Raw genomic sequence first — 23555 nt, 5'->3', positions numbered from 1 at the left:
GGGCCTACGATCACCAAGATTAATACCCGAGGCGAGGTCCGCCCGAGACATGAGATCGTGTCGGCATGGTGCGATGGGCGGATGAGGGAGAGCTGGCCGGCCTGGTGGCCGTCGAACTGGCGGCCGACGGGCTCTTCGCCGAGGTGGACATCGTCTTCCCACCCGGTACGACCATGATCGAAGAGGTCGACGACCCCGGGAGGGTCCTCGTCGAGGGTGAGCCTCCCGAAGGTTTCGCCCTGCTGGGCACGGTCGACGGCAACGTGCACCTCGACCAGCTCGCCGTGCACCCGCGCAGCATGCGCCAGGGCATCGGCGGGCGGCTGATGACGGCGGTGATCGACCGCGCGCGGGCCTGCGGCGCCCCGGCCGTCACGCTGACGACCTACCGCGACGTGCCGTGGAACGCGCCGTGGTACACGCGGCACGGCTTCACGGTGCTGCCCGAGCCGGAGTGGGGGCCGCAGTTGCGCGCGCTGGTGGAGCACGAACGGGAACTCGGCATCGAGGTCGCCCCCCGCGTGGTGATGCGCCGCTGATCAGCGCTCCCGCGCGAGGTAGGCGTCCACCTCCGCGAGGTAGGCGTCCTTGACGTGCCGAGGCAGCCAGGCGATCTCGAACGCGTCGCGTTCGAGCCGGGCCAGCTCGTCCCTGGTGAGCTGGAGCGCGCCCTGCAGGGCCTCCAGGTTCTCCCCGACGTACGCCCCGAAATAGGCCGGGTCGTCGGAGTTGATCGTCACGCGTACGCCGAGGTCCATCAGCTTGCGGATGCCCTCGGCCTTCATCGAGTCGGTGACGTAACCGTTGGAGATCGGGCAGCAGGTCAGCCCCATGCCGCGCTCCAGGACCACCTCCACCAGCCGCTGGTCCTCCAGGATGTTGACGCCGTGGTCGATCCGGTTGACGCCGATGTCCTCGACGGCCTGGCGGATGTGCTCGACCGCGTCGTCCTGGTCGACGTCGCAGTGCATCGTCAGGAGATAGCCCTCCTGCCTGGCCCGCTCATAGACGGCCGCGAACTTGACCGGCGGGTTGTCCTTCTCGTCGGAGTCGAGCCCGACGCCGGCGATCCACTCCCGGTAGGGCAACGACTCCAGCAGGGTGGCCATCGCGTATTCGGCCTGGAAGTCGCGCAGGAAACACATGATGAGCTGCGCCCGCACCCCGAGCCGTGCCTCCGCCTCCGTCAGCGCCCGCCGCAGCCCTCTGATCACCAGGTCGAACGGCACGCCGCGCGAGGTGTGGGCCTGCGGGTCGAAGAAGATCTCGGCGTAGCGCACGTTCTGCTCGGCGGCCTTGCGGAGGTAGGCCATGGCCAGGTCGTAGAAGTCGGGCTCGGTGCGCAGCACCCGCATGCCCTCGTAGTAGATGCGCAGGAAGGACGGCAGGCTGTCGAAGGTGTAGGCGGCCCGCATCTGCTCCACGCCCGCGTAGGGCAGCCGCAGGCCGTTGCGCCTGGCCAGCTCGAACTTGAGCTCGGGCTCCAAAGTGCCCTCGATGTGCAGGTGGAGCTCGCATTTGGGCAGACCGGCGATGAAATCCTTCACCCGCCCACCCTAGAAGATGATCGCCAGCCCCACGGCGAAGAGCAGGCCGTACGCCATCTGCAGCTTCCCCGTCTGCTGCAGCACCGCGATCAGAGCGGGGCCGACCGCCTTGTCCAGCACCGCCCTGATGGGCGGGACCGCCAGCGGCGCCGCGAGCAGCACCAGCGCGGCCCACGGCGTGATCGGGACCATGGCCAGCGCCACGAAGAACGGCACCACCTGGCAGGCGACGTAGAGGGCGCGGGTGCGCTCGGCACCCAGGCGCACGGCCAGCGTACGCTTGCCCGCCTGGCCGTCCGTGCCGACGTCGCGCAGGTTGTTGACCACGAGCATCGAGCACGACAGCAGGCCCACCGGGATCGACGCGACGAACGCCGCCCAGCTGAGCGAGCCGGTCTGCACGAAGGCCGTGCCGACCACGGGCACCACCCCGAAGAAGACGAACACGGCGACCTCGCCCAGGCCGCGGTAGCCGTACGGGTGCTTGCCCCCCGTGTAGAACCAGCCTGCCGCGATGCACGCCGCGCCCACCAGCAGGATCCACCACGCCCGCGTGACGATGACGAGGACGAGCCCCAGCACGGCCGCCACGGCGAAGCTGCCCAGCGCGGCGGTCAGCACCTGCCGGGGCGTGGCCGCCCGCGAGCCCACCAGCCGCATCGGGCCGACCCGCTGGTCGTCGGTGCCGCGGATGCCGTCGCTGTAGTCGTTGGCGTAGTTGACGCCGATCTGCAGGGAGAGCGCCACGAGCAGCGCCAGGATCGCCCGCCACCACACGAAGCCGCCTTCGCCGATGGCCACGCCGGTGCCCACCATGACGGGGACGACGGCGTTGGGGAGCGTGCGCGGGCGGGCGCCCGCGATCCACTGACCGGTGGTTGCCATGTCCTCGGCCCTTTAGCTGATGTCGGTGGTGAGCCGGACCATCCTGATCGGGCGGCCCATGTCGAGAACGCGTTCGGCGGTGTCCTCGCCCCAGCCGGCTGATTCGAGGAAGCCCAGCACCGCGTAGTTGTCGGCGAACGCCCAGGTGACGATCTGCCGGAAGCCGTCCTCGCGCAGGTGGTCGACGGTGGCGTTGAGCAGGCGGCTGCCGTGGCCCCGGCGTACGAAGTCGGGATCGACCAGCAGCGTCAGCATCTCGGCCACCACGCCGGGATCGAGGTCGGGGTCTTCCGCGGGGGCGTGGGAGGCCAGCCCCACCACGCGCTCGCCGCCACGGGGGGTGGTCAGGGCGGCGCTGCCCCCCTTGCCCAGCGCGGGGAAGCCCTCGGTGTCGAGGATGGTCTCCACGGCCACCAGCACCCGATGCATGGGGGTGGGCGGGGCGACGATCGCCTCGTCCCACTGGCGCAACCACATCTTCTCCGCAGCCGCGCCGGTCATCTGCTCGAGTGGCCCCTCGGGCAGGAAATCCCGATAGCCGTAACGCCAGGCGCGGATCTGCGTATTCGCAACCTGGAGCACATCCTCGCGCCGGGCCGCCCGGACGCCTACGTCTGCCATCTCGGCCCGCTCCTTCGACTGCCGTTCATGCCACAAGGCACGACTTACACCGTATCGGTGTTTGACCCTTGGGGATGACGCGAACCCTTCTTCCTCGCCCGGTAGGCCCGGGTCTTGGTGCGGTTGCCGCACACACGCATGGAACACCACGAGCGGGACCTGTTCTTCGACGCGTCGATGAACGCCCACTGGCACGTCCCCTCCGCACACACCTTGAGGCGGTCCCACGACGCTGTCACGGCCGCCACGGCGATCGCCGCCAGCCCGCCCCGCACGCCGCCTCCCGCCGTGGCGGGCTCGGGCCGCTCGCCCCGCCTGACCCTGATCATGAGGGGCAAAACGGGCAGCTCGGCCGCCTCGCGCCTGAGCGCCGTCCTGAGCGTCTCGCGCAGGGCGATCGCGGTGTGCAGGTCGTCGTCGGTGGCCCGGTCGCGCGGCTCGGCCAGGCCGCGCTCGCGCAGCCACACGGCCAGCTCGGCGGGGGACGACAGCTCGTCCGCCTGGGCCTCGACGTCGTAGGTGTTCACGAAGTCGCGTACGAGCTCCGCGGGGCACGGCATGCCGGTCACTTTAATAGGCGTGGATCAAGCACACGTGCGCGCCCTCAGGGATCCATGGTGACCTCGTCCAGTGCCCGGGCGAGCCGGCGTACCCCTTCGTGCAGTTCAGCCAGGTGCGCGGCGGCCATGTGGGTCACCCGGATCCGCGGCCCCGGCGGCTCGGAGGGATAGTAGATCCGGCCGGGGCTGACCAGCGCGCCGTTGCGCCGCGCGGTCGCCACCAGCGCGCCCTCGTCGATCGCGGCCGGCAGCCGTACCCACAGGTGCATCCCGCCTGCGGGCAGCAGGTGCGGCTCGGCCCGCGGCATCCGCGCGGCGAGCGCGGCGGCCAGCGCGTCGCGGCGGACCTCGATCTCCGCGTGCACGGCGGCCAGGTGCCGCCGCCACGCCGGTGACCCGACGAACTCCAGCGCCGTCTCCTGCAACGGCCGTGCCACGAAGAACGACTCGACGAGCTGCCCGGCCCGTAGCCGGTGCGCGGCCGGCCCTCTGGCGATCACCGCCGCCACCCGCATGCTCGGTGACAGGATCTTCGTCAGCGAACCCACGTGGACCACCGTGCCGTGCCTGTCCATGGACGCCAGCGACGGGGGTGCCTGCGCGGTAAGGTAGCGGGCGAAGTCGTCCTCGATCACGAACGCGCCCGCCGCCCTGGCGACGTCCAGCACCTGCACCCGGCGCCCGGCCGGCAGGGTCGCCCCCGTCGGGTTGTGCAGGGTGGGCTGGCAGAGGAAGACCCTTGCCCCGGTCACGGCGAACGCCTCGGCCAGCAGGTCGGGCCGTACTCCTTCGCGGTCCATGGGCACCGCCGTGGGCCGCAGCCCCGCGGCCCTGGCCGCCACGAGCGCGCCCGGGTAGGTGGGCGTCTCTACCAGCACCGGCGTGCCGGGCGCGGCGAGCGCGCGGAACGCGTGGGTCAGCGCCGCCTGCCCACCGCTGACGATCAGTGCGTCGGCGGCGGTCACGTCGCCTCCCGCCTGCGCCGCGAACCATCTGCGCAGTTCGAGCAGGCCGGGCAGCGGCGGCATGGCCCAGGCGCCGGGCCGCCGCACGGCCCGCGCCGCCGCTGCGGCGAGCTGCCGGTCGGGCCGCAGCCCCGGACGCAGGTAGCCACCCGTGAGCGGTACGGAGCCTTCGGCCGCCACACCCAGCAACTCCGCGACGGGGCCTTCGTCGACCACCCGGTCGCCGAGCGCGACGGTCTGCCACGACAGGTCCGCCGCGTCCTCGCTCCTGGCCACCTGCTGGGCCACGTACGCGCCGCTGCCTGGTCTCGTCACCACCCGCCCTTCGGCGGCCAGTTGTCCGAGCGCCCGCGACACCGTGACAGGACTGACGTTGTGCCTGCGCATGATCTCTCGGCTCGACGGCAACCGCGCGCCGGGGCCGAGCCTGGCGGCCTCGTCACGCAGTATCGCGGCGATCTTGGCGATACTGCTATCGTTGTCCATGAAGAAGGAGAATAGCGCTACTGTCGATGTTGGAGTAGCGGTCCCCGCCTTGGAGCGGGGCGTGCGACGCCGGGGCACCGCCCTGGCCTTCCTCGGCGTCCTCGCGTTCTCCGGCTCCTTTCCCGCCACCGTCCACGCGATGCGGGGCTTCGACCCGTGGCTGACCGCCGTGGGCCGGGCGGCCGTGGCAGGCGTGGTGGCCCTGATCTGCCTGAAGGCCGCCGGCCGCCCGCTGCTCCCGCCGCGCGACCAGCGGCGCGCCTACGTGCTGATCGCCCTGGGCGTGGTCCTCGGCTTTCCCGCCTTCAGCGGTCTGGCCCTGGACCTGGGCGCGAGCACGGCGCACGCCGCGGTGGTCACCGGGCTCCTCCCCGCAGCCACCGCCGCCTGCGCCGTCGTGTCGGCCGGCGAGCGCCCCCGCCCGCTCTTCTGGGCCGGCTGTACGGCCGGAGCCGCCGCCATCACCGCCTTCACCCTCACCCAGCACCACGGCAGGCCCACCTGGCCCGACCTGCTCCTGGTCGGCGCCCTGCTGTCGGCGGCGGTCGGCTACACGGAGGGCGGCCGGCTGTCCAGGCAGACCCCTGGCTGGCAGGTGATCTCCCATACCCTCGTCCTGTCGCTCCCGCTGACGGTGCCCATCACGGTGGTGCTGGCCCTGGCCACGCCGATGACCCCGACGCCGCCGTCGGTGGCCGGTCTCGCCTACGTGGCGCTGGTCTCGATGTTCCTCGGCTTCTTCCCCTGGTACGCGGGCCTGGCCCAGGGCGGTATCGCCAGGGCGGGACAGACCCAGCTCACCCAGCCGCTCCTGACGCTCGTCTGGGCGTGGGCCCTGATGGGCGAGCGATTCGGCCCGGTCACGGTGGTCGCGGCGCTGGCCGTCCTGGTCTGCGTGGCCGTCACCCAGCGAGCCCGTACTTGAAAGACGTGACGCCGACACGCAGGATGGGGGAGGAGGTGTCACACATGGCGGACCTCACGATCCCAGAGGGCGGTTTCTGGCCTGCGCCGCAGATCCCGCAGCCCAACATCTATCCCATGGAGTGGCGAGTCGAGACGGAGAAACTCGCCGCCATCTACGAGAAGTCCAAGCGCATGGTCTGGAACCCGGCCGACCTGCCCTGGGACGGTCTCGACCCGGACGACTTCACCCGCGAGCAGCGCCTGGGCATCATGTACTGGTTCGCCGTCCTGGCGAACTTCGACGCCTCGGGGCCGGCGGTGTTCGCCCGGGCCACCATCCAGGCCTTCGAGAAACACGAGGAGGACCCGGTCAGGAAGTGTTTCTTCTCGATCACCCGTGACGAGATGAACCACGAGGAGTGTTGCCAGCGGGCCATCGCCAAGCTGTGGCCGGGCGGGCCGCTCGACTGGACGCCCTCCGACGACCTCGAATCGGCCGCTCACAACAACATCGGCTGGCTTTATCACAACGGCGGCCGCTACTGGAACGGCTACAACTCGGCCGTGGGCAAATACTCGCTCCCGGTGCTGTTCACCAGCTTCATGATGGGCGAGATGGCCGCCTCGACGCTCTTCAGGGGCATGGCCTCGGGAACACAGCACCCGGTGTTCGGCGAGATGTTCCAGCGCATCGGCAGGGACGAGTCCCGACATCTCCAGATTTGTATGACCATTCTGGAGAACGAGTGGCCGGGACTCACCGAAGACACCAAATCGCTCATCACGCGTCAGCTCAGGGCCGGTTTCGTCTTCCTCAGCATGATCCTGTGGGAGCCTCCCGAGGGCTTCTGGGAGCTTCCGCCGTACTTCCTGGCCAACCACCGCGTCCTCATGGACCACGCCAGGGAAGCCGGGCTCGGCGTCCTGTCGTACGAGGAGCAGGCGGAGAACTGGCGCGTGGCCATGGCGAGGGTCCGGGCGATCGTGGAGCGCTGGGGCATCGCCTTCCCCGCCATCCCGGAGCTCGACCTGGAAGGGGTGGAGGTGGACTTCATCGACCCCGAGGAGATCATCCCGGTCTTCTAGCCCTGAAGTCCGCGCCATCGACTCAGGGGGGAGCTGGGGACTGCGGTGAGGTGCCTGCCCTGCTCACCGACCGCGTCCCGTCGGGTAAGGCCATCGCCGCGGCGGGCGTGGTCGCTCTCGACCGAAAGCCGAGGCGGGTGGGCTCACGCCTGGTCCTGGCCGGTGACACCGGCGGCAGGGCCGGGGGAGGTCGATATCGCGCCGGGGGAGTTCCCTGTTCGCCGCGGTTGCCTGGGTCACCTGGGGTTCGTCCGCACTGGGGGCGGCCCAGTCGCTCGACGCCTGGCGCGAGCGCGCCGCCGCTTCCGGGCGGGCGTGAGTCATGAGGTGGACGACACCACGACGGTCGTGTGCGTGTGGTTGCGCCTCGAGCCGTACGGGTCGTCGCCGTTCGGGGATGCGCTCGCGAACGCGAGGCCTATGAATCCCGATTCATGGGCCATTCTCTCGGGGCTGTTCACATATGTGCCCCGATAAGGGACGGTGAAGACCCATCCCTGAACCTATTTCAGGCTCCGCATCGAGTGCCCTGGTCACAGCATGATCGCAAGTCCGAGGTTAGCCCCATGACGCAGCAGAGCTCCTGGTAGATGGGTTGATCACCACAACCACGCCCATCACAACCAGGAGCTCTGGGTGCTGTTCTATCGTGCCGCCGTCGATTTGTCGCATCAGCGCCTGAACTACGTCGCCGGGGTGATCCGGCGCCACCGTAAGTCCATGAGGTCGATCTGGCGGCGGCTCAACCCTGGCCGGCAGGCCCTGCTGGTGCTGGTCTACCTGCGTAAGGGCGAGACCTACGCCGAACTCGCGGCTGGCTTCGGGGTGTCGGCGGCAACCGCATGGCGGTACGTGGAAGAGACGGTGGCGCTGTTGTCAGCCCGCTCGCCCAAGCTCGTCCAGGCGCTGCGCAAGGCCAAGCGGGACGGGCTGCACTACCTGGTGCTGGACGGCACGCTGATCCATACCGACCGGATCGCCGCTGACCGGCCGTACTTCTCCGGCAAGCACCGTGTGCACGGGATGAACGTGCAGGTCATCGCCTCACCAGATGGGACGATCCTGTGGACCTCGGGCGCCCTGCCCGGCAAGGCCCACGATCTGACCGCTGCCCGCATCTGGGGCATCCTGCGCGCACTAAAGCAGGCGGGGATCATCACCCTGGCGGACAAGGCGTATCAGGGAGCCGAAGGCCCGGTCCGCACCCCGTACAAGGGCAAGCACAAGCCCGAATCCCAGAAACACGCCAACCGCGCCCACGCCAGGCTCCGCGGCCCCGGCGAACGCGCAAACGCCCAGCTCAAAGGCTGGAGAATCTTGCGCAAGCTACGCTGCAGCCCGTCCAAGGCCAGCCACCTCTGCAAGGCCATCGCCGTCCTTCAAAACCATCGCGTCACCCAAGCCGGGTGAGCCTGAAATAGGTTCCCTGCTCTCTGAGGTAGGCAATGGCCTGGCGTACGGTGACTTTGGCGACGCCGTACTGGCGCATCATCATCTTCTCGCCGGGAATGGCTCTGTTCGGTGGAATATCGCCATTTTTGATATTTTCCGCTAATTCTCCGGCGATCTTCTGATAAATCGGCATCGTCTTGGGCGATCGCGGCGCACTCGGCGGGCCGACGAACGTGCCCTCACCCTGCACGGTGTACGCCAGTCCTTGTTCGCGCAGTTCCCGGGCCACCCGTCGGGCGGTCGTCCGCGCGATGTCATATTCCTTTTCGAGCGTGGCCTCGCTCGGCACCGGATCGCCCGCTTGGAGTTGTCCGCGTTCGATCTGATCGCGGACCAGGTCGGCGACCTGCTTGTAGAGAGGAACGGGTCCTTCGCGATCTAGCACGTCCGAATTATAGACAATACCGTACATGTTCTGCTCAAAGCGGACGTCTGCTAAATCTATGGATACATAGAGGGTGGACAAGGTCCATGCAGTCTCCACAGCATGGCCTTGCCCAGTTGACGCGTCTGAAGCCCGTCAAGCAAGAGGTGGCGCCGGAAACCGTCCTGCGCCAAAAGTGTTTCGCGCCGGTCTCGGGCGACGCGCCTGCCCAACCGCACGACGTAAACGATTGGGCTTCACCCGGGACCGGCACGAAACCATGGACGTGACGACGCGCCCTCCGGAGGCACAAAGCCACGCCATGGCGGGTGCTGGCCGACTGATGTCCATATCGGCCTCCCGCGGCTTTAGGTTCTCATGGTTGTCCCTTGGAAAACTGCAGTTCGTCGCTATGCACAAGATCATGGCCTTTGATGTTGGCTGGGCGAGAGTCCGCAGCGGATTGGGTCTATGTCGGGATTCGTCGCCAGCCCGCATCTACGATGATCAGGTGGTCGAGGAGTCGTACGCCGACGGTCTCGGCAGCCGCGAGGAGTTGGGCGGTGGCTTCCAGATCGGCCACACTCGGCTCCAGGGACCCGCCCGGATGGTTGTGGGCCAGGCCGAACATCGCGCCACCCGCGGTCAACACTTCGGTGATCACCTCCCGGATCGGCACCGTCGTATGGTCGGCCCCGCCTTCGGACAGCACCACGCGTTTGAGCACCCGGCCACGGATGTCACACACCACCAGGACCAGCCGCTCCTGAGCACGATCTCGCAGCAGGGGAGCGCACGCGTGTGCCAGGTCGGACGTGCTGTTGATCTGCTCCCGCTCCGGCCACGCGTCCGCCCGCCGCACGAGATGGAAGGCCGCGCTCACCCGCGCGGCCTTGGCCGGGCCGATGCCGGGCACGGTGAGCAACCTGTGCGGCTCGGAGCGGCTGAGCGCCTCCAGATCCCCGCAGTGCTGAATCACCTGGCTGGCCAGATCAAGAGCACTCGACCCGCGAAACCCTGAGCCCAGCAGCACGGCCAGCAACTCCCGGTCGGCCAGCGCAGCGGCGCCGCTGGCCATGAGCCGTTCGCGGGGCCGGTCGCCCTTTGGCAGATCCTTGACTCGCATCGACAACCTCCGCGACCCGTTCTATCAACGCGCACCGACAATCTCTGACCTGCGCATTTGTCGCGGACGACGCCTGTCCACTATCGCCCCCACAGGGCGAGATATCGCGCTACCACGGCATGCGGTCGGACCGGGAATCACGCCCAGCTCCTTCCGCACGCCGACATGAGCGATCCCTCGGTGGCCCTCTGAGGCAGCCGCACAACGCTCGGTCCCCGGCGACATTCCCCCACCTGACCGGGAAGCGTGTGGGGTGACGGCGTGCATCATGAACCGGCCGACGTTCCGATGTGACGGCGGGGGCTTGAACGTCTTCGGCGAATGATGCCGGGTCGTTCCGGTGGGAGGCAGAGGACAGCCGTTCGGGCGGGAGGTGGGTAGCGGGTGAGGCTGCTCGAAGTCCACCGCGCATCGCCGCTTTCTGAACCGGTCATGGGTCGCCATGGGGTCAGTATTCACGCGCCGTCGACAGCGTACTCGTCGTCACAACGCGCCATTGGGGATGTGCCTGTGAGTCGTGGCCGTGGAGGCGATGACGAAGGCCCCGGCTCCGGGCGAGGAAATGCGCTCGCCCGGAGCCGGGGCCCGAGGCCCTAAACCGGCATGCTGTACGTGATCCGGAAGCGGTCTCCCGGGATGACGATGTCGCTGGTCTCGACGGGACGATCGCCGGCCCAGTGGGTGCGTTCGATGTGCAGAACATGAACGCCTGCGGCCAGGTCGAGCGCATCGATCTCGGCGGGACGGGGGACTCGGGTGTGCACACTTTCGACAATCTCGGTGATCTTCACGCCATGGGCGTACATCCTCGCCACCAAGCTGCGCCGTTCCTCCTCGGAGTGCGCGGCGAACTCCATCGGCTCGTAAGAGGTGGCGAGTTGCAGCGGCCGGCCGTCGCCGCGATAGACGTAACGCGTTTTGCTCAGCGTGGTCGACTCCTTGAGGCGTAGCCGCCTGGCGATGTCGGGGCCCGCTTCGGTCGGCTCGCTGTGCCAGTCCCATGTCACGCGTCTTCCTTGAGACTGCAGGTCTGCCGCGAACGGGGCGGGATGGTCCAAGAACCGCCATCGATGCAATGAGGTTAGGTCGGGGCGCTCCCTGACGTAATGGCCCGAGCCCACGCGGCCGATGATGAGGCCTTCACTCGCGAGCACGCGGAGGGCGTGACGGGCAGCGGTCTCGCCGACCTGATATTTGCGGGTCAGCTGCGCCCGCGACGGAATGGGCGCGCCGGGGGGAAGGGTGCCGTCGGTGATCTGTCGCCGGATGTCTTCGACGACACGCAGGTAGACCGGATCTGAGGTGGCCACTAGTCCATCCCTGGGGGTTCGTGTGAGGCGTTGCCCTATGTTGCCGTATTCGGCAGGTAACCGACCGTCATCGATGACTGCTGGAGCCCCAACTTTGCGATGGCGGAAAATTATCGGAGAAACCCTGTAACGCGGATGTAAGGGACGCCGATTCTCCGATAGAGGTCGTCGATGTGTGTACCCCCGAGCACATATCGGCGACCTCTTCCATGCCCAAGCACCAGTGGCTCCTTGATCGGGCAAGCCCGTGTGCGGTCCGCCCGCCGTCCGGTGAGACACCTCCGCGGCGAGACATGCCACTTCGACTGCCCTGGTGCCCTACGTCCGCAGGTCGGACAGTACGGCATCGTCTGAAGGGCACCGGCTCAGCAGGATCCCGACACGACACCGGAGTGCATCAGCCGCAGGGGCCTCCTGTACCGAGCTCAGCCACGAGCCGTGCAGCGACATCGACGGGGCCGGGGAGCACGCAACCAACCTATTGGCTGGCCGCGGCGCCGAAACGGAGCGGGCGGCGCGGTGCTCCACCGTCATCCGGCCCGCAACGCCGAGGTGAAGGTCAGGGATGGGATGGGGGTCCAGGTCGGGAACGACGGCAGAACTGACGTAGTACTGGGGCAGGCACGGCCATGACGTCGCCTCCGGGGTGCGGCGGAGTAGGCGGTCACCGTCGTCGGCGGTCGAACGGCGCGTGGAGGCCGGGCGAGGTAGGGAACAGAGGGATGAACGGACGAGGGCCAAGTGAAACAGGTGGACTCAGAGGCGGATGGGGCGATGTGGGTGTGCAGGAGCCAGGGGAGTGAGGGCGGCGTGGACAGGCTGCGTCGGGGGGCGGTGAGGCGGTGTTAGGTGCGGGCCAAGGCATGAGGGCGGTGTGGATAGGGGAGTCAGGGGTGGTGGGCGGTCTGGGTGTGCGGGACTCGATGCGCGACGGAGGTGTGGTGGCGTGAGGGCTGGTTGAGGCGTATGGGTGGGCAGGGACAAGCACCGGCCGCATCGTCGGGGATCTGCCAAGATGGCCGTGGTCAGCTCGCGCGGCGTGCTGGGGCCGAGTGAACGGCGTCCGCGAAGGTGTGCCCGGCCGGGAGGCCGTAGAGTTGTGAGCTGATCTTGCGAGGAACTTGTCGGCGCCACTGGCGGGTGGCTGGAGGAGTCGGCAGAAGGACCTATCGTGGGATAAGCGGCACCAGTTGCTGTCGAAAGGGGGCAAAAGGCGGCTCCAGGCAGGCAAAGCGGGGTGGCGACGTCCAATGGATTTCTGAATCCAGGTAGCGTTCGCACTATGGCATCGCCCACTGGATCCACCAAGGCGCCCTTCGGCCGTATGCTGACCGCGATGGTCACGCCGTTCACTTCCGACGGCGAGGTCGATTATGTGGCTGTGCGACGTCTTGCTACCTATCTGGTAGACGAGCAGCGGAATGACGGCTTGATCGTCAACGGGACGACCGGTGAGTCGCCCACCACTTCTGACGAGGAGAAACAGCGTATCGTCAGTGCCGTCCTCGACGCGGTCGGTGACCGCGCCGCCGTGGTGGCGGGAGCGGGCTCCAACGACACCCGCCATAGTGTCGATCTCGCGAAGCAGGCGGCACGCGCCGGCGCACACGCCCTGTTGGTGGTGACGCCTTACTACAACAAGCCCCCGCAAGAGGGTTTGTATCGACACTTCACCGCCGTCGCCGACGCGACCGATCTGCCCGTGATGCTTTATGACATCCCGGGACGAAGCGGAGTGCCGATCAAAACGGACACTCTCATCAGGCTGGCGCAGCACGAACGCATTGTGGCCGTCAAGGACGCCAAGGGTGATCTGTTCGCCGCCAGTCAGGTGATGATCTCGACCGATCTTGTCTTCTATTCGGGAGACGATCTGCTCAACCTGGCCTGGCTCTCGCTCGGAGCCGCCGGGTTCGTGAGCGTCGTCGGACATGTGGTGGGCGCCGAGTTGGCGCGAATGATCCACTTGCACAAGAGCGGCGAAGTCGCTCAAGCGCTGGCCCTGCACAGTCAGGTGGCTCCCGTAGTGGACGGGATCATGCTGCGTGCGGGCGGCGCGATCATGACAAAGGCGGCACTGAGGCTGGTGGGTATGCCGGTAGGACCGGTACGGCTGCCGCTCGTGGACGCGACAGAGAAGCAAATCGCCGAGCTGCGTGCTTGCCTGGTGGCCGGCGGGGTGAAGTTGACAGACGCATAGGAACGGGGAGGAACTGGGAGTTTTGAGAACACGATCTGACCGTGGGGGCCGGCATGAGCCATCCGCATCCTGAGCTTGGCCCCCCACCGGCGCTGCCTCACGGCGGCTTGCGCATCGTCGCGCTCGGCGGGCTGGGCGAGATCGGCAGGAACATGGCCGTCTTCGAGTACGAGGGCCGCCTGCTGATCGTCGACTGCGGGGTGTTGTTCCCCGAGCCCGACCAACCGGGCGTCGACCTCATCCTGCCCGACTTCGATTACATCAGGGACCGGCTCGACGACGTCGAAGCCGTCGTACTGACGCACGCGCACGAGGACCACATCGGAGCGGTGCCCTATCTGCTGCGCGAGCGGCGTGATATCCCGCTCATCGGATCCAAGCTCACGCTTGCCCTGATCGAGGCCAAGCTCACCGAGCATCGGATCCAGCCGACCAAACGCGAGGTCGTCGAGGGCGAACGGCACGTCTTCGGGCCTTTCGACTGCGAGTTTCTCGCAGTCAACCACTCGATCCCCGACGCGCTGGCTGTGGCCATCAGGACGCCGGCCGGCATCGTGCTGCACACCGGCGACTTCCGCATGGACCAGTTGCCGAGCGACGGACGCCTCACCGATCTGGGAGCCTTCGCCAGGCTCGGCACCGAGGGCGTCGACCTGCTGATGTCCGACTCCACCAATGCCGAGGTGCCTGGCTTCGTCACCAGTGAGCGGGAGATCGCTCCGGTCATCGACGAGGTGATCCGTACCTCGGAGCAGCGCGTCATCGTGGCGAGTTTCGCCTCTCACGTCCATCGCATCCAGCAGGTCATGGACGCCGCCGCCCGGCACGGGCGCAAGGTCGCCCTGGTCGGACGCTCGATGGTGCGCAACATGGGAGTGGCTCGCGACCTGGGCTATCTCAAGGTGCCACAGGGGCTGATCGTCGACTCGCGCGACATCGAGGAGTGGCCGCCGCAGGACGTGGTGCTCGTCTGCACCGGATCCCAGGGCGAGCCGATGGCGGCGCTGTCGAGGATGGCCAACCGCGATCACCCGATCCGCATCGCCGAGGGCGACACGGTGCTCCTGGCCTCCTCGCTGGTGCCCGGTAACGAGACCGCGGTCAACAAGGTGATCAACGGTCTCACCCGGTGGGGCGCACGGGTCGTGCACAAGGGCAACGCCAAGGTGCACGTCTCCGGGCACGCGGCCGCCGGTGAGCTTCTCTACGTGCTCAACCTGACACGCCCGTCGAACTTCATGCCCGTGCACGGCGAGTGGCGCCACCTGCGCGCCCACGCCAAGCTGGCCGCCCTCACGGGTGTGCCGGACGATCACATCGTGATCGCCGAAGACGGCGTCGTGGTCGATCTGCTCGACGGTCGCGCGAAGATCGTCGGCGCGGTGCACGCGGGGTATGTCTACGTCGACGGCTCGTCGGTCGGTGAGATCACCGACACCTCGCTGAAGGACCGCAGGATTCTCGGGGACGAGGGATTCATCTCCGTGGTCGTCGTGGTCGACTCCAACACTGGGAAGCTCACGGCGGGCCCCGAGATCCACGCGCGTGGTTCGGGCATCGACCCTCTGCAGTTCGACGAGTTCATTCCTCAGATCCAACGGGCTCTTGAGGAGAAGGCCGCGGACGGAGTGGTCGACATGCAGGAGATCCGCCGGGTGGTCCGGCGCACCGTGGGCCGCTGGGTGAGCGACACCTATCGCCGCCGTCCGATGATCATCCCCGTGGTGCTCGAGGTCTGACCCCGCTGACGGCATGGCAGCCGGAACGCCTGACGGTACGGCAGGCGTTCCGGTCCTGCGCACCGCCGGACGGACACTTTTTCGCTGCGGTCTAGTGATCCGTAGGTCAGTGGCCTTCGTATGGGCCGACGTCAACCTGGTGGGATCTTGCATGTAGCTCAGCGTCGACATCTCAGGCGTTCCTCCTCCGCATCAGCCAGGCTGCCGCTAGCAGGGGGAGAGCCGCGTAGGCGACCAGCACGGCGGCCGCCACCGCGGGAGGCAACAGCGAGCCGTAAACCGAGGTTGTGATCGTGTCGCCGGTGATCTCGCGGGGAAGCGCTCCGATCATCACGGACCCGAGACGCTCGCTCCAAGGCTCGGGGATGTTGCCGATGATCATGGGGATGACGTAGACGAGACCGACGAGGATGGCGATCGCACCGGCGCTAGAGCGCATGAGCGCGCCGAGGCCAAGGCCCAGCAGTGCGAACACCGGCACCGAGACGCTGATGGCGATCAGGAGCGGAAGACGGTCCGCGAACACGGCGGTGTACGCACCCGAGAACCGGTCACCGAGAACCCATCGGGTGACGGCATAGGTGCCGAAGACCGCTGTCGCACCGGTGATCAGGCCCAGTGCTCCCACGACCGCGGACTTGGCGACGAGCATCGGCCACCTGCGGGGGACGATGGTCAGGCTTGTTCTGATCATGCCGGTCGCGTATTCGGACGTGATGGCCAGCGTGCCCAGGATGCCCATGCAGAGCTGAGGCACGATCGCGACCACCTCCTCGATGTCCGCGATGCGAGCGCTCAGGCGTTGTTGGGGTGGGGCGTCGTCGTACATGCCGGCCGCCATGCTGGCCAGCGCGTAACCCAGCAGGACGGCGCTGATGCCGAGGACGAGAATGAGGTGGGTCGAGCGAACGGAGCGGAGCTTGATCCATTCCGACGCGAGCACGCCCGCGAACGAACTCATCGAACACCTCCGAATTGCACGCTGGACGCGGTCAGCGCCATGTAGGCGTCTTCGAGCGATGGGTAGGCCGCCGTCAGCTCCGCGACCGTCGACTCGGCGACCAGCTTGCCGCGGCCGATGATCACGATGCGCTCGGCGGTGAGGGCCATCTCGCTCATGAGATGGCTGGACAGGAGGATCGTCCTGCCTTCAGCGGCCAGCGAGCGCATGAGGTCGCGGATCCACCGCACGCCATCGGGATCGAGGCCGTTGACAGGCTCGTCGAACATCAACACGTCGGGGTCGCCGAGCAGGGCGGCCGCGATACCGAGCCGTTGTTTCATACCGAGCGAGAAGCCGCCTACGCGTTTGCGGCCGACATCCGCCAGGCCGACCTGCTTCAGCACCTCGGTCACTCGGCCGGGGCCGATGTCGTTGGTGCGAGCCAGGCAGAGCAGGTGGTTGTAGGCGCTGCGTCCGCCGTGGACGGCACTGGCGTCCAAGAGCGCACCCACTTCGTGCATCGGCCTGGTGAACGATGCGTAAGGTCGGCCGTTGATGAGCGCGTGCCCGGAAGTGGACGCGTCGAGGCCGAGGATCAGGCGCAGGGTGGTGGACTTGCCGGCCCCGTTCGGGCCCAGAAATCCGGTCACGTGCCCGGGGCCGACCTTGAAGGACAGGTCGTCTACCGCGAGTGTGTCGCCGTACCGTTTAGTGAGGCGGTGGAGTTCGATCACGCCGTAAAGGATGCGGTGCGGAGGGTCGGCAGCGCGTCGGACCACGGTTCGAATCTGAAGGTCAAACCCTGGGCTGACGTGCGCCCGCCGCTTCAACCGTTACGGTTCAAGCCGTGGACGACAGCCATCCCTTCTTCGCCCGGCGCTTGAGCCGCATCCAGCTGATCATGCTCGATCTGGCGGTGGGGCTGTGCTTCGGGTCCGTGGGCTTCACGATGGCGGTCAACGCCACGGCGCTGCCACCATGGCTGAGGTTCGCTCTGCCCTTCGGGCTCGGCCTGCTGATGTCGGTGCGCAGACTGTGGCCGCTGCCTGTGTTCTGCATGACGTTGGTGCTGGCCGTCTTCGCCGTCATGACCGATGCCATTGGGTTCGCCTACCTCGCACCCGCGTACGTCCTCTATATTGTTGCGCTGTCCGACAGGGTCGGCCCCTTGGTCCCTTCGTCCGCCATCGGAGGATTGAGCCTGGTCACGTTGCTGGGGTTGACCCTGGCGGGTGCGCCACAGGAGAGTGCTCCCGACTGGCTGGTCCACTTCGACAAGCCGCTCATGGGGATCGCGGCCCTGGGCGGCTCATGGACGATCGGCCGTGCCGTGCACGAGCGCAGGCATTATGCGGCGCGCGAGGCCGAGCGGCTGGCGTCGCAAGCGGTGACCGACGAACGGCTGCGCATCGCGCGCGAGCTGCATGACGTGGTCACGCACAGCGTGGGATTGATCGCCGTCAAGGCGGGCGTGGCCAATCATGTGATGTCGACCAGGCCGGAGGAGGCACACGACGCTCTGCGGGTGATCGAGACAGCCAGCCGCAGCGCACTGGTCGAGATGCGGCACCTGCTCGGCATGCTGAGGTCCACCAACGTGCCCGACCTCGTGCCCGCCCCGGGCATCGAAGGGCTCGATGAGCTCGCGGAGCAGGCGCGGCTGGCCGGGGTTGACGTGGAGTTGAGCCTTCGCATCGGTGATCCCGGCTCTGGTGGGCGGGTGCCTGATGGCGATGCTCACGACCCACGGGACCGGCTGCCTGATGGGGTGGGGTTGTCGGTCTACCGGATCGTGCAGGAGGCGCTGACCAACGTCGCCAAGCACGCGGCGCCCGCCCGGTGCCAGGTCTCCGTCGTGGCCGACGGCAAGGACGTAAGGATTGAAGTGATGGATGATGGACGGGGGAGACGCACGTTGCCTTCCGTCGGCACCGGGCACGGCCTGATCGGGATGCGGGAGCGGGTCATGATGTACGGCGGCACGTTCGAAGCGGGAAGCAGGAATGGAAACGGGTTCCGTGTGTTCGCCCAGTTGCCCTATCAGGAGGCTCCGTGATCCGGGTGGTCGTGGCTGACGATCAGGCTTTGCTCAGGGGAAGTTTCAAGGTGCTGGTCGACTCTGAGCCCGACCTGGGTGTGGTCGGGGAGGCCGCGACGGGGGCCGAAGCGGTCACCGTGGCCATGGAGGAGCGGCCCGATGTGGTGTTGATGGACGTCCGCATGCCGGAGATGGACGGCATCGAGGCCACCCGCAGGATCAAGGATGTTTCCCGGGTGCTGGTGGTGACGATGTTCGATCTTGACGCGTACGTTTACGACGCGCTTCGGGCTGGAGCAAGTGGGTTCCTTCTCAAGGACACGCCCCCTGCGGATCTGCTCGCCGCCATCAGAGTGGTTGCGCGCGGGGAGGCATTGCTGGCGCCAACGGTGACGCGAAGGCTGATTGAGGAGTTCACCCGCACCCCGGTGACGCCACCGGTGAAAGGGCTGGACGGGGTTACCGACCGGGAGAGGGATGTGCTTACGCTGATCGCCCGTGGGCTGTCCAATGGTGAAATCGCGGAGCATCTTCAGGTGAGTCTGGCCACGGTGAAGACTCACATCACGCGGCTGCTGGCCAAGTTGGAAGCGCGTGATCGGGCGCAACTCGTCATCGCCGCATATGAGAGTGGGCTGGTTTCCGCGGCGGGCTGATTCACATCGTCATTGCGTGCTTTCGTACATCCAGCGAAGCAGGAGCTGGAGCCGTTATGGAACGTGTGGTGGTGTGCCGCAGCGCCACGCTCGCGAAGTGAGCAGCAGGGAACTGCAGGGATTTGCGGTCAAGCGACGATATACGCCAACGTTAATTTTCCCATGTCGCTGAAACCAGCTTATTACCAGCCATTGAATGTGTGCGCCGCCCAACGGCCCCTTTCTCTCGCGTACCGCATGGAGGAGCCAGCGCGCGGTCGCCTCCGCATGCGAGATCAAATCGGATGGATAGTTCAGTAGCACCTGGTGCTCGGCGAACTCATCCTCGTCACCGAGGATGAGCCGCCCGTCACGCAGACGGATCACGTCCAGGTCAAGGTCCAGCATGGTCACCTCACCGTCTTTCCACTCCGGGATGGTGGTGACGTCAACATAGCTTTCGCTTTTGTGGGGAGGGGTGTTGAACGAGGCCGTCCACCAGGCGTTCCGGGGAAACAGCATGATGTGGCCGCCTTCTTCGATGAACTGCAAGACGAGGATGGCCTGCACGATCGTGGTGGCGCGGTGCGGGCAGCAGCGCAACCGGGTCAGGACCTTCCAGTTCTTCAAGGTGGCAACGGTGCATTCCCCGCACGCGCAGATGCGAGCGTGCGCGCGGTTGACCGAGCGTTGATGGCGAGACAGAGGCGGCCGCAGCCGATGGCCTTCGAACGGTGTGCGGATGCTGCCGCCGGCGCCTTGATATCCCTTGTCGGCGAAGGTCTTCACCCCTGCGGCGGTCACCGCGTCGATCAGGCCGGTGGTGCGTGCTGCGGTCAGGTCGTTCGTGGCGCCGGGTATCGCAAGTGAGGCCCAGACGAGTCGGCCGGCCGGACTTGGTCGACTGCTGTCTTACCGGGAGCCTCTTCTCATGCCAACCCGTCCCGGCGCCGCCTCTGCTGACCTGCGCGATCAGGTTGGAAAGTCTCGGTGATGGCTACCCCGCATACCGGCGACATACCACGCCTATACCGCTGCCCTCTAAGCTGCGGTACATGCTTCAGCCCCGGTGGCCATAAGCGTGGTGCCGGGTGCCGTGGACATCAATACTGCCCGCTATAAAGGATTCGCCGCGCAGGGTGTGGCAGCTAAATTTGCGTGGCCTCGGAGGAGGATGTTTCGTGAGACGAACCTTGGCGGCAGCTACGCTGGTAGCAGCAACCTTCATGACACTGTTTGTCAGCTCAGCTCCGGCTAGCGCTGGTGGGGTACAGGGTTACTACGCCACCTTGAAGCAATGCGAGGCCGTTGAGAGGGTCTTCCAAGTTGCATTTCCCTTCAGGGACTACTACTGCGCATTGAATGCTACACCCAAGGGGGCGTACCAGCTGCGCTGGGATTAGCGATTCGCCGGGCGCTCACTTGACTGTGTGAGCGCCCGACGCTGGTAGTGGCACCATCGGGCGGTGGCTTGGTGGCGGCGTCGTCACTGAACCCTTCTCGACGGCGGCACGGTGAACAGCATGTGAAGCCCCTGGTTCGGCGGACGTGATTGTGGTGATCAACCCGTCTATCAGGGGTTTTCTATGCCAACAGGCGAACGCGAGATCCGCGATCATGCTGTGATCGGCAGGCCCTAAAACCAGGGATGAAAAAGGTTCAGTCATAGAGGGAAACTTATCTGCCGCCGGGCGGCTGTCGGCTCGGACACTCCCTGGTCTGGCTCATACGCTGGTGGCGGCCCGGGAGGGGGTTGTGGCGCAGGCGCGAACCCTCTCTGCCGGAACGCTGTGACGTCCTGGGTAGGGCAGAGGACGTGAGCGAGCTGATCATTTGATCCACCGCTCGTCACAGGGCATCGCCCGCTGCCCTTGACCTGTTGGCCACCGTCTACCACAGGGGCGCGCACAGGGTTCCGTGGCATCTGCATTTTGACTATCGCAGTGTGGGCATGGGGTTCGCGTGGCGCTGCACACCGTCCACCGCAGCGCGCACACGGCTTCCCCAATGTTCTACACACGCCACCCACGAGCGAGGGGACTAACGATGGAGACGCAAGGCTTCTCTCATGGCTTTCAAGCGTTGCGGAGAGGCCAGGCCGGCGTGGTAGAGGTGAAACTCGGACGCTCCTGCCTTGGCGTACCTCCTGAGCTGGTCGGCCAGTGTTTCCGCGTCGGCTGGGCGGGGTGGTAGGGCGAGGACGTAGGCGCCCACGCGCTGACCCGGAGTGGAAAGCTCTTTGAGCCAAGTGAGCCGGGCGGCGTCCGTGGCGGGGTCGCCCCAGCAGTTGGCGACCAGCACGTCGGCTCCCGGCTCGCCCGAGGGCAGGGGGGCGAAGGCTCCGGCGGCCCAGGGGTCCGGGTTGGCATGCAGGGTGATGGGGATGTCGGGGGCGGCGCTCCTCGCGACGGCGATCAGGCGTTCGCGCAGGGCGGTGGACAGTTCGACGCGGACGGCGCGCACCTCGTCGGCCAGCCGGCCGAGAGCCTCGTCGGTGGTTCCGTGCCGGGCGTCGGTGGTTCCGTGCGGGGCGTCGATGGTGACGGTGACACGGGGCTGTGGGCTGGTGCCGGGTGGGTCGGTCCGAATGGTGCTGCGTGGGTTGGTTGAGTTGGTGTTGTGTGGGTCGGTCCGGCTGGTGGTGTGTGCGCCGATTGAAATGCCCGGGTTTGGTGCGTTCGAGGGAGACAGGCGGTGCCCGGGTGTGTGTGCGGTGGTCGTGGCAGGAAAGGTCCGGTCGATGGCGGCGCGGACCTGGTCCCGGGTGTTCGGGGGGTAGCGGTCGGCGCAGGCGGTGCAGAAGCACAGGGACAGCAGGTCGGTGTCCGTGGAGGTCCAGTCGGCCCCGGAGGTCTTCTCGTGGACACTCTGGTGGCCGAAGCCCATCGGGCCGCACGCTTCCAGGATCAGGCCGTCGGGTTCGCCGACGGTGAGGATCTCCTGGACCAGGCGCTCGCAGTACTCGATGACGTCCTCGTGCGCGGGACACAGGGCGTACGGGTAGGGGTCGCCGAAGGCGTTGCGGACGGTCAGGTCCGGGTGGGCGGTTCCCAGGTGTGAGTTGTGCGTCAGCACCGTCCAGGCGTACACGTGCAGGCCGGCGGCCTTCAGGGCGTCCCTGGCCTGGAGGTAGGCGTCCGCGGGAGTCCAGGTGGGGGAAGCGGGGACGAGGCGGGACCACGATGACGGCCGCATCGGGAGGTAGAAGGCGGGGTAGGGCACGTCCAGGACGCGGTGTGCGGGGTGGTACGGCGTGGCGGCCCTGGTGGAGTGGTAGACGGCCGCCAGCGCGACCGCTTCGACGCCCAGGCCGGCGAAGCGTTCGGGGGCCGACGGGTCGCCGACGACGTCCCATGGGTAGACGTAGGCGACGTTCACCATCGCGGCCTCCTCGCGGAGAAGGCGGGCTCGAAGCGCTGCATGTACGTCGTGTCGTCGCGGGCGCGGATCCCGCATTTCTCGTACTGCTCGCTCATGCGTGCCAGGGCGTCACGGTCGAGTTCGACGCCCAGGCCCGGGCCTGCGGGCAGGGGGACGGCGCCGGCGGTGAAGCGGAGGGCGCCGGGAGTGACCACGTCCTGGCCGTTCTGCCAGGGGGTGTGGGTGTCGCAGGCGAAGGTGAGGCGCCGGGTGGCGGCGGCCAGATGGGTCATGGCGGCCAGGCTGATTCCTAGGTGGGAGTTGGAGTGCATGGACAGTTCCAGTCCGAACGTGTCGCAGAGGGAGGCGATGTGCGAGGAACGGACCAGGCCGCCCCAGTAGTGGTGGTCGAGCAGGAGTACGCCGATGGCGCGGGAGGCGATGGCGGGCGGGAGGTGGTCGGGGGTGACCACGCACATGTTGGTGGCGAGCGGCATGGGGACGGCCGCGGCCACCTCGGCCATGCCGGGGATGCCGGGAGTGGGGTCTTCGAGGTACTGGAGGGCGCCCTCGAGTTCGCGGCCCACGCGGATCGAGGTCTCCACCGTCCAGGCGGCGTTGGGGTCCAGGCGGAGCGGCACTCCGGGGAACGCCTCGTGCAGAGCGTGGATGGCGGCGATCTCCTGGTCCGGGTGGTAGACGCCGCCTTTGAGCTTGATGGAGGCGAAGCCGTACTCCTTGATGAGCAGCCGGGCCTGCTCGACGACGCCCGCCTCGTCCAGTGCCGGGCCGAATCTGTCCGGTTCCTCGCCCGGGTGGCCGGACCACTTGTAGAAGAGGTACGCGCTGTAGGGGACGGCGTCTCTGACCCGGCCGCCGAGCAGATCCACGACCGGCACTCCGGCGGCCTTGCCGCGGATGTCCAGGCACGCCACCTCGAAGGGGGAGAAGATCCGGTCGACGCTCTTCTCCTTGGTGGCGACACCCGTCAGGCCGTGCAGGTCGCTGACGGTGTGCCCGGTGATCGCGCTGATCCGGGCGTACATCGTGTTGGTGTCGTGCACATCGAGGCCGATCAGGGCCTGCGCGCATTCGCGCACCTTGCCGAGGTGGCCGGAGTCGCCGTAGGTCTCACCCAACCCGGTCAGACCTTCATCGGTGACGACCTCGACAATGGTACGGAGGGCCCACGGCTCGTGGACTCCGGCGGCGTTCAGAAGGGGCGGATCGCGGAAGGCAACAGGTGTTGTGCGGATCTGCCTGATGATCATTACGACCGCCGTCCAGATATGTGAACAATAGCCAGATTTGTGGACAAGTTGCCGCAACTGT

Annotated in this window: 20 protein-coding genes and 2 pseudogenes; 8 read left to right on the top strand and 14 right to left on the bottom strand. The window is 67.3% G+C overall.

What is annotated here, in order from left to right:
- The first annotated feature begins 65 nt into the window (after positions 1-65).
- On the top strand, positions 66-539 hold the full coding sequence (locus tag GUY59_RS02430) for a GNAT family N-acetyltransferase (protein ID WP_138198943.1): 474 nt from the start codon (positions 66-68) through the stop codon (positions 537-539).
- Here the strand turns inward: GUY59_RS02430 and add are convergent, their stop codons facing one another.
- The 5 genes from add to GUY59_RS02405 are packed head-to-tail and all read right to left on the bottom strand — an operon-like array spanning position 540 to position 5064.
- Positions 540-1547, bottom strand: coding sequence for an adenosine deaminase (gene add / locus GUY59_RS02425; protein WP_138198944.1), 1008 nt, complete (start codon positions 1545-1547; stop codon positions 540-542).
- 9 nt (positions 1548-1556) lie between these two features.
- Positions 1557-2432, bottom strand: coding sequence for a 1,4-dihydroxy-2-naphthoate polyprenyltransferase (locus GUY59_RS02420; RefSeq protein WP_138198945.1), 876 nt, complete (start codon positions 2430-2432; stop codon positions 1557-1559).
- Between the two features lie 12 nt (positions 2433-2444).
- Positions 2445-3053, bottom strand: coding sequence for a GNAT family N-acetyltransferase (locus tag GUY59_RS02415; protein ID WP_165959707.1), 609 nt, complete (start codon positions 3051-3053; stop codon positions 2445-2447).
- 44 nt (positions 3054-3097) lie between these two features.
- Entirely contained in the window at positions 3098-3613 is a 516-nt protein-coding gene (locus GUY59_RS02410; protein ID WP_138198946.1) for a CGNR zinc finger domain-containing protein, read from the bottom strand.
- Positions 3614-3657: 44 nt separating this feature from the next.
- On the bottom strand, positions 3658-5064 hold the full coding sequence (locus GUY59_RS02405; RefSeq protein ID WP_138198947.1) for an aminotransferase-like domain-containing protein: 1407 nt from the start codon (positions 5062-5064) through the stop codon (positions 3658-3660).
- A 61-nt stretch (positions 5065-5125) separates the two neighbouring features.
- On the opposite strand from GUY59_RS02405, the gene GUY59_RS02400 reads away from it, so the two are divergent.
- The 3 genes from GUY59_RS02400 to GUY59_RS02390 all read left to right on the top strand — a co-directional run bounded on the left by GUY59_RS02400 (position 5126) and on the right by GUY59_RS02390 (position 8466).
- The gene (locus tag GUY59_RS02400) at positions 5126-5989 is read left to right on the top strand and encodes a DMT family transporter (protein WP_252374809.1); all 864 of its coding nucleotides are present in this window, start codon (positions 5126-5128) and stop codon (positions 5987-5989) included.
- Between the two features lie 44 nt (positions 5990-6033).
- Positions 6034-7056, top strand: a complete 1023-nt coding sequence (locus tag GUY59_RS02395) for a hypothetical protein (RefSeq protein WP_132334302.1) — start codon at positions 6034-6036, stop codon at positions 7054-7056.
- A gap of 636 nt (positions 7057-7692) precedes the next feature.
- On the top strand, positions 7693-8466 hold the full coding sequence (locus tag GUY59_RS02390) for a transposase family protein (RefSeq protein WP_161714347.1): 774 nt from the start codon (positions 7693-7695) through the stop codon (positions 8464-8466).
- Here GUY59_RS02390 and GUY59_RS02385 read toward each other — a convergent pair.
- From GUY59_RS02385 to GUY59_RS02375, 3 genes are all read right to left on the bottom strand, one after another.
- Positions 8450-8893 carry a GntR family transcriptional regulator gene (locus GUY59_RS02385; RefSeq protein WP_138198990.1) on the bottom strand — a complete coding sequence of 148 codons (444 nt, stop codon included), beginning with the start codon at positions 8891-8893 and terminating at the stop codon, positions 8450-8452. The two genes, GUY59_RS02390 and GUY59_RS02385, sit on opposite strands and share 17 nt — an antisense overlap.
- 448 nt (positions 8894-9341) lie before the next feature.
- Positions 9342-9998, bottom strand: a complete 657-nt coding sequence (radC, locus tag GUY59_RS02380) for a RadC family protein (RefSeq protein WP_138198950.1) — start codon at positions 9996-9998, stop codon at positions 9342-9344.
- 593 nt (positions 9999-10591) lie between these two features.
- On the bottom strand, positions 10592-11308 hold the full coding sequence (locus GUY59_RS02375) for a GntR family transcriptional regulator (protein WP_138198951.1): 717 nt from the start codon (positions 11306-11308) through the stop codon (positions 10592-10594).
- A gap of 1282 nt (positions 11309-12590) precedes the next feature.
- Between GUY59_RS02375 and dapA the strand changes: the two genes are divergently transcribed.
- Positions 12591-13508 carry a 4-hydroxy-tetrahydrodipicolinate synthase gene (gene dapA / locus GUY59_RS02370; RefSeq protein ID WP_132334305.1) on the top strand — a complete coding sequence of 306 codons (918 nt, stop codon included), beginning with the start codon at positions 12591-12593 and terminating at the stop codon, positions 13506-13508.
- A gap of 53 nt (positions 13509-13561) precedes the next feature.
- On the top strand, positions 13562-15247 hold the full coding sequence (locus GUY59_RS02365) for a ribonuclease J (protein WP_138198952.1): 1686 nt from the start codon (positions 13562-13564) through the stop codon (positions 15245-15247).
- Positions 15248-15419: 172 nt separating this feature from the next.
- Here the strand turns inward: GUY59_RS02365 and GUY59_RS02360 are convergent, their stop codons facing one another.
- Both GUY59_RS02360 and GUY59_RS02355 read right to left on the bottom strand, forming a co-directional pair.
- Positions 15420-16208: an ABC transporter permease subunit gene (locus GUY59_RS02360; RefSeq protein ID WP_138198953.1), complete on the bottom strand. Its 789-nt coding sequence runs from the start codon at positions 16206-16208 to the stop codon at positions 15420-15422.
- A gap of 74 nt (positions 16209-16282) precedes the next feature.
- Positions 16283-16924: pseudogene (locus GUY59_RS02355) on the bottom strand (ABC transporter ATP-binding protein); the annotation flags it as partial.
- A gap of 113 nt (positions 16925-17037) precedes the next feature.
- On the opposite strand from GUY59_RS02355, the gene GUY59_RS50495 reads away from it, so the two are divergent.
- Positions 17038-18246: a sensor histidine kinase gene (locus GUY59_RS50495; RefSeq protein ID WP_201760411.1), complete on the top strand. Its 1209-nt coding sequence runs from the start codon at positions 17038-17040 to the stop codon at positions 18244-18246.
- Entirely contained in the window at positions 18243-18884 is a 642-nt protein-coding gene (locus GUY59_RS02345) for a response regulator (protein WP_132334309.1), read from the top strand. The genes GUY59_RS50495 and GUY59_RS02345 overlap by 4 nt, the downstream gene beginning before the upstream one ends.
- 54 nt (positions 18885-18938) lie before the next feature.
- Here the strand turns inward: GUY59_RS02345 and GUY59_RS02340 are convergent, their stop codons facing one another.
- The 4 genes and pseudogenes from GUY59_RS02340 to GUY59_RS02320 all read right to left on the bottom strand — a co-directional run bounded on the left by GUY59_RS02340 (position 18939) and on the right by GUY59_RS02320 (position 23494).
- Positions 18939-19385, bottom strand: a complete 447-nt coding sequence (locus GUY59_RS02340) for a DUF402 domain-containing protein (RefSeq protein WP_138198992.1) — start codon at positions 19383-19385, stop codon at positions 18939-18941.
- 9 nt (positions 19386-19394) lie between these two features.
- Positions 19395-19757 (bottom strand): annotated as a pseudogene (locus GUY59_RS02335) (transposase family protein); the annotation flags it as partial.
- 1146 nt (positions 19758-20903) lie between these two features.
- Positions 20904-22244, bottom strand: coding sequence for a hypothetical protein (locus GUY59_RS47255; RefSeq protein WP_201760410.1), 1341 nt, complete (start codon positions 22242-22244; stop codon positions 20904-20906).
- A complete protein-coding gene (locus GUY59_RS02320; protein ID WP_138198955.1) occupies positions 22238-23494 on the bottom strand; it encodes a glucarate dehydratase family protein in 1257 nt (418 codons plus the stop codon). Before GUY59_RS02320 ends, GUY59_RS47255 begins: the two co-directional genes overlap by 7 nt.
- Between the last annotated feature and the right edge of the window lie 61 nt (positions 23495-23555).

The organism is Nonomuraea sp. K271 (genome assembly GCF_009908215.1).
Lineage (GTDB): Bacteria > Actinomycetota > Actinomycetes > Streptosporangiales > Streptosporangiaceae > Nonomuraea > Nonomuraea longispora.
This window is presented reverse-complemented; position numbering and strand designations above follow the sequence as displayed.

Coding starts and splice junctions, on each gene's coding strand:
- GUY59_RS47255 (WP_201760410.1), bottom strand. CDS start 22,244: ATGGTGAACGTCGCCTACGTCTACCCATGGGACGTCGTCGGCGACCCG.
- GUY59_RS02340 (WP_138198992.1), bottom strand. CDS start 19,385: ATGCTGTTTCCCCGGAACGCCTGGTGGACGGCCTCGTTCAACACCCCT.
- GUY59_RS02415 (WP_165959707.1), bottom strand. CDS start 3,053: ATGGCAGACGTAGGCGTCCGGGCGGCCCGGCGCGAGGATGTGCTCCAG.
- dapA (WP_132334305.1), top strand. CDS start 12,591: ATGGCATCGCCCACTGGATCCACCAAGGCGCCCTTCGGCCGTATGCTG.
- GUY59_RS02420 (WP_138198945.1), bottom strand. CDS start 2,432: ATGGCAACCACCGGTCAGTGGATCGCGGGCGCCCGCCCGCGCACGCTC.
- GUY59_RS02395 (WP_132334302.1), top strand. CDS start 6,034: ATGGCGGACCTCACGATCCCAGAGGGCGGTTTCTGGCCTGCGCCGCAG.
- GUY59_RS02320 (WP_138198955.1), bottom strand. CDS start 23,494: ATGATCATCAGGCAGATCCGCACAACACCTGTTGCCTTCCGCGATCCG.
- GUY59_RS02430 (WP_138198943.1), top strand. CDS start 66: ATGGTGCGATGGGCGGATGAGGGAGAGCTGGCCGGCCTGGTGGCCGTC.
- GUY59_RS02405 (WP_138198947.1), bottom strand. CDS start 5,064: ATGGACAACGATAGCAGTATCGCCAAGATCGCCGCGATACTGCGTGAC.
- radC (WP_138198950.1), bottom strand. CDS start 9,998: ATGCGAGTCAAGGATCTGCCAAAGGGCGACCGGCCCCGCGAACGGCTC.
- GUY59_RS02410 (WP_138198946.1), bottom strand. CDS start 3,613: ATGCCGTGCCCCGCGGAGCTCGTACGCGACTTCGTGAACACCTACGAC.
- GUY59_RS02360 (WP_138198953.1), bottom strand. CDS start 16,208: ATGAGTTCGTTCGCGGGCGTGCTCGCGTCGGAATGGATCAAGCTCCGC.
- GUY59_RS02365 (WP_138198952.1), top strand. CDS start 13,562: ATGAGCCATCCGCATCCTGAGCTTGGCCCCCCACCGGCGCTGCCTCAC.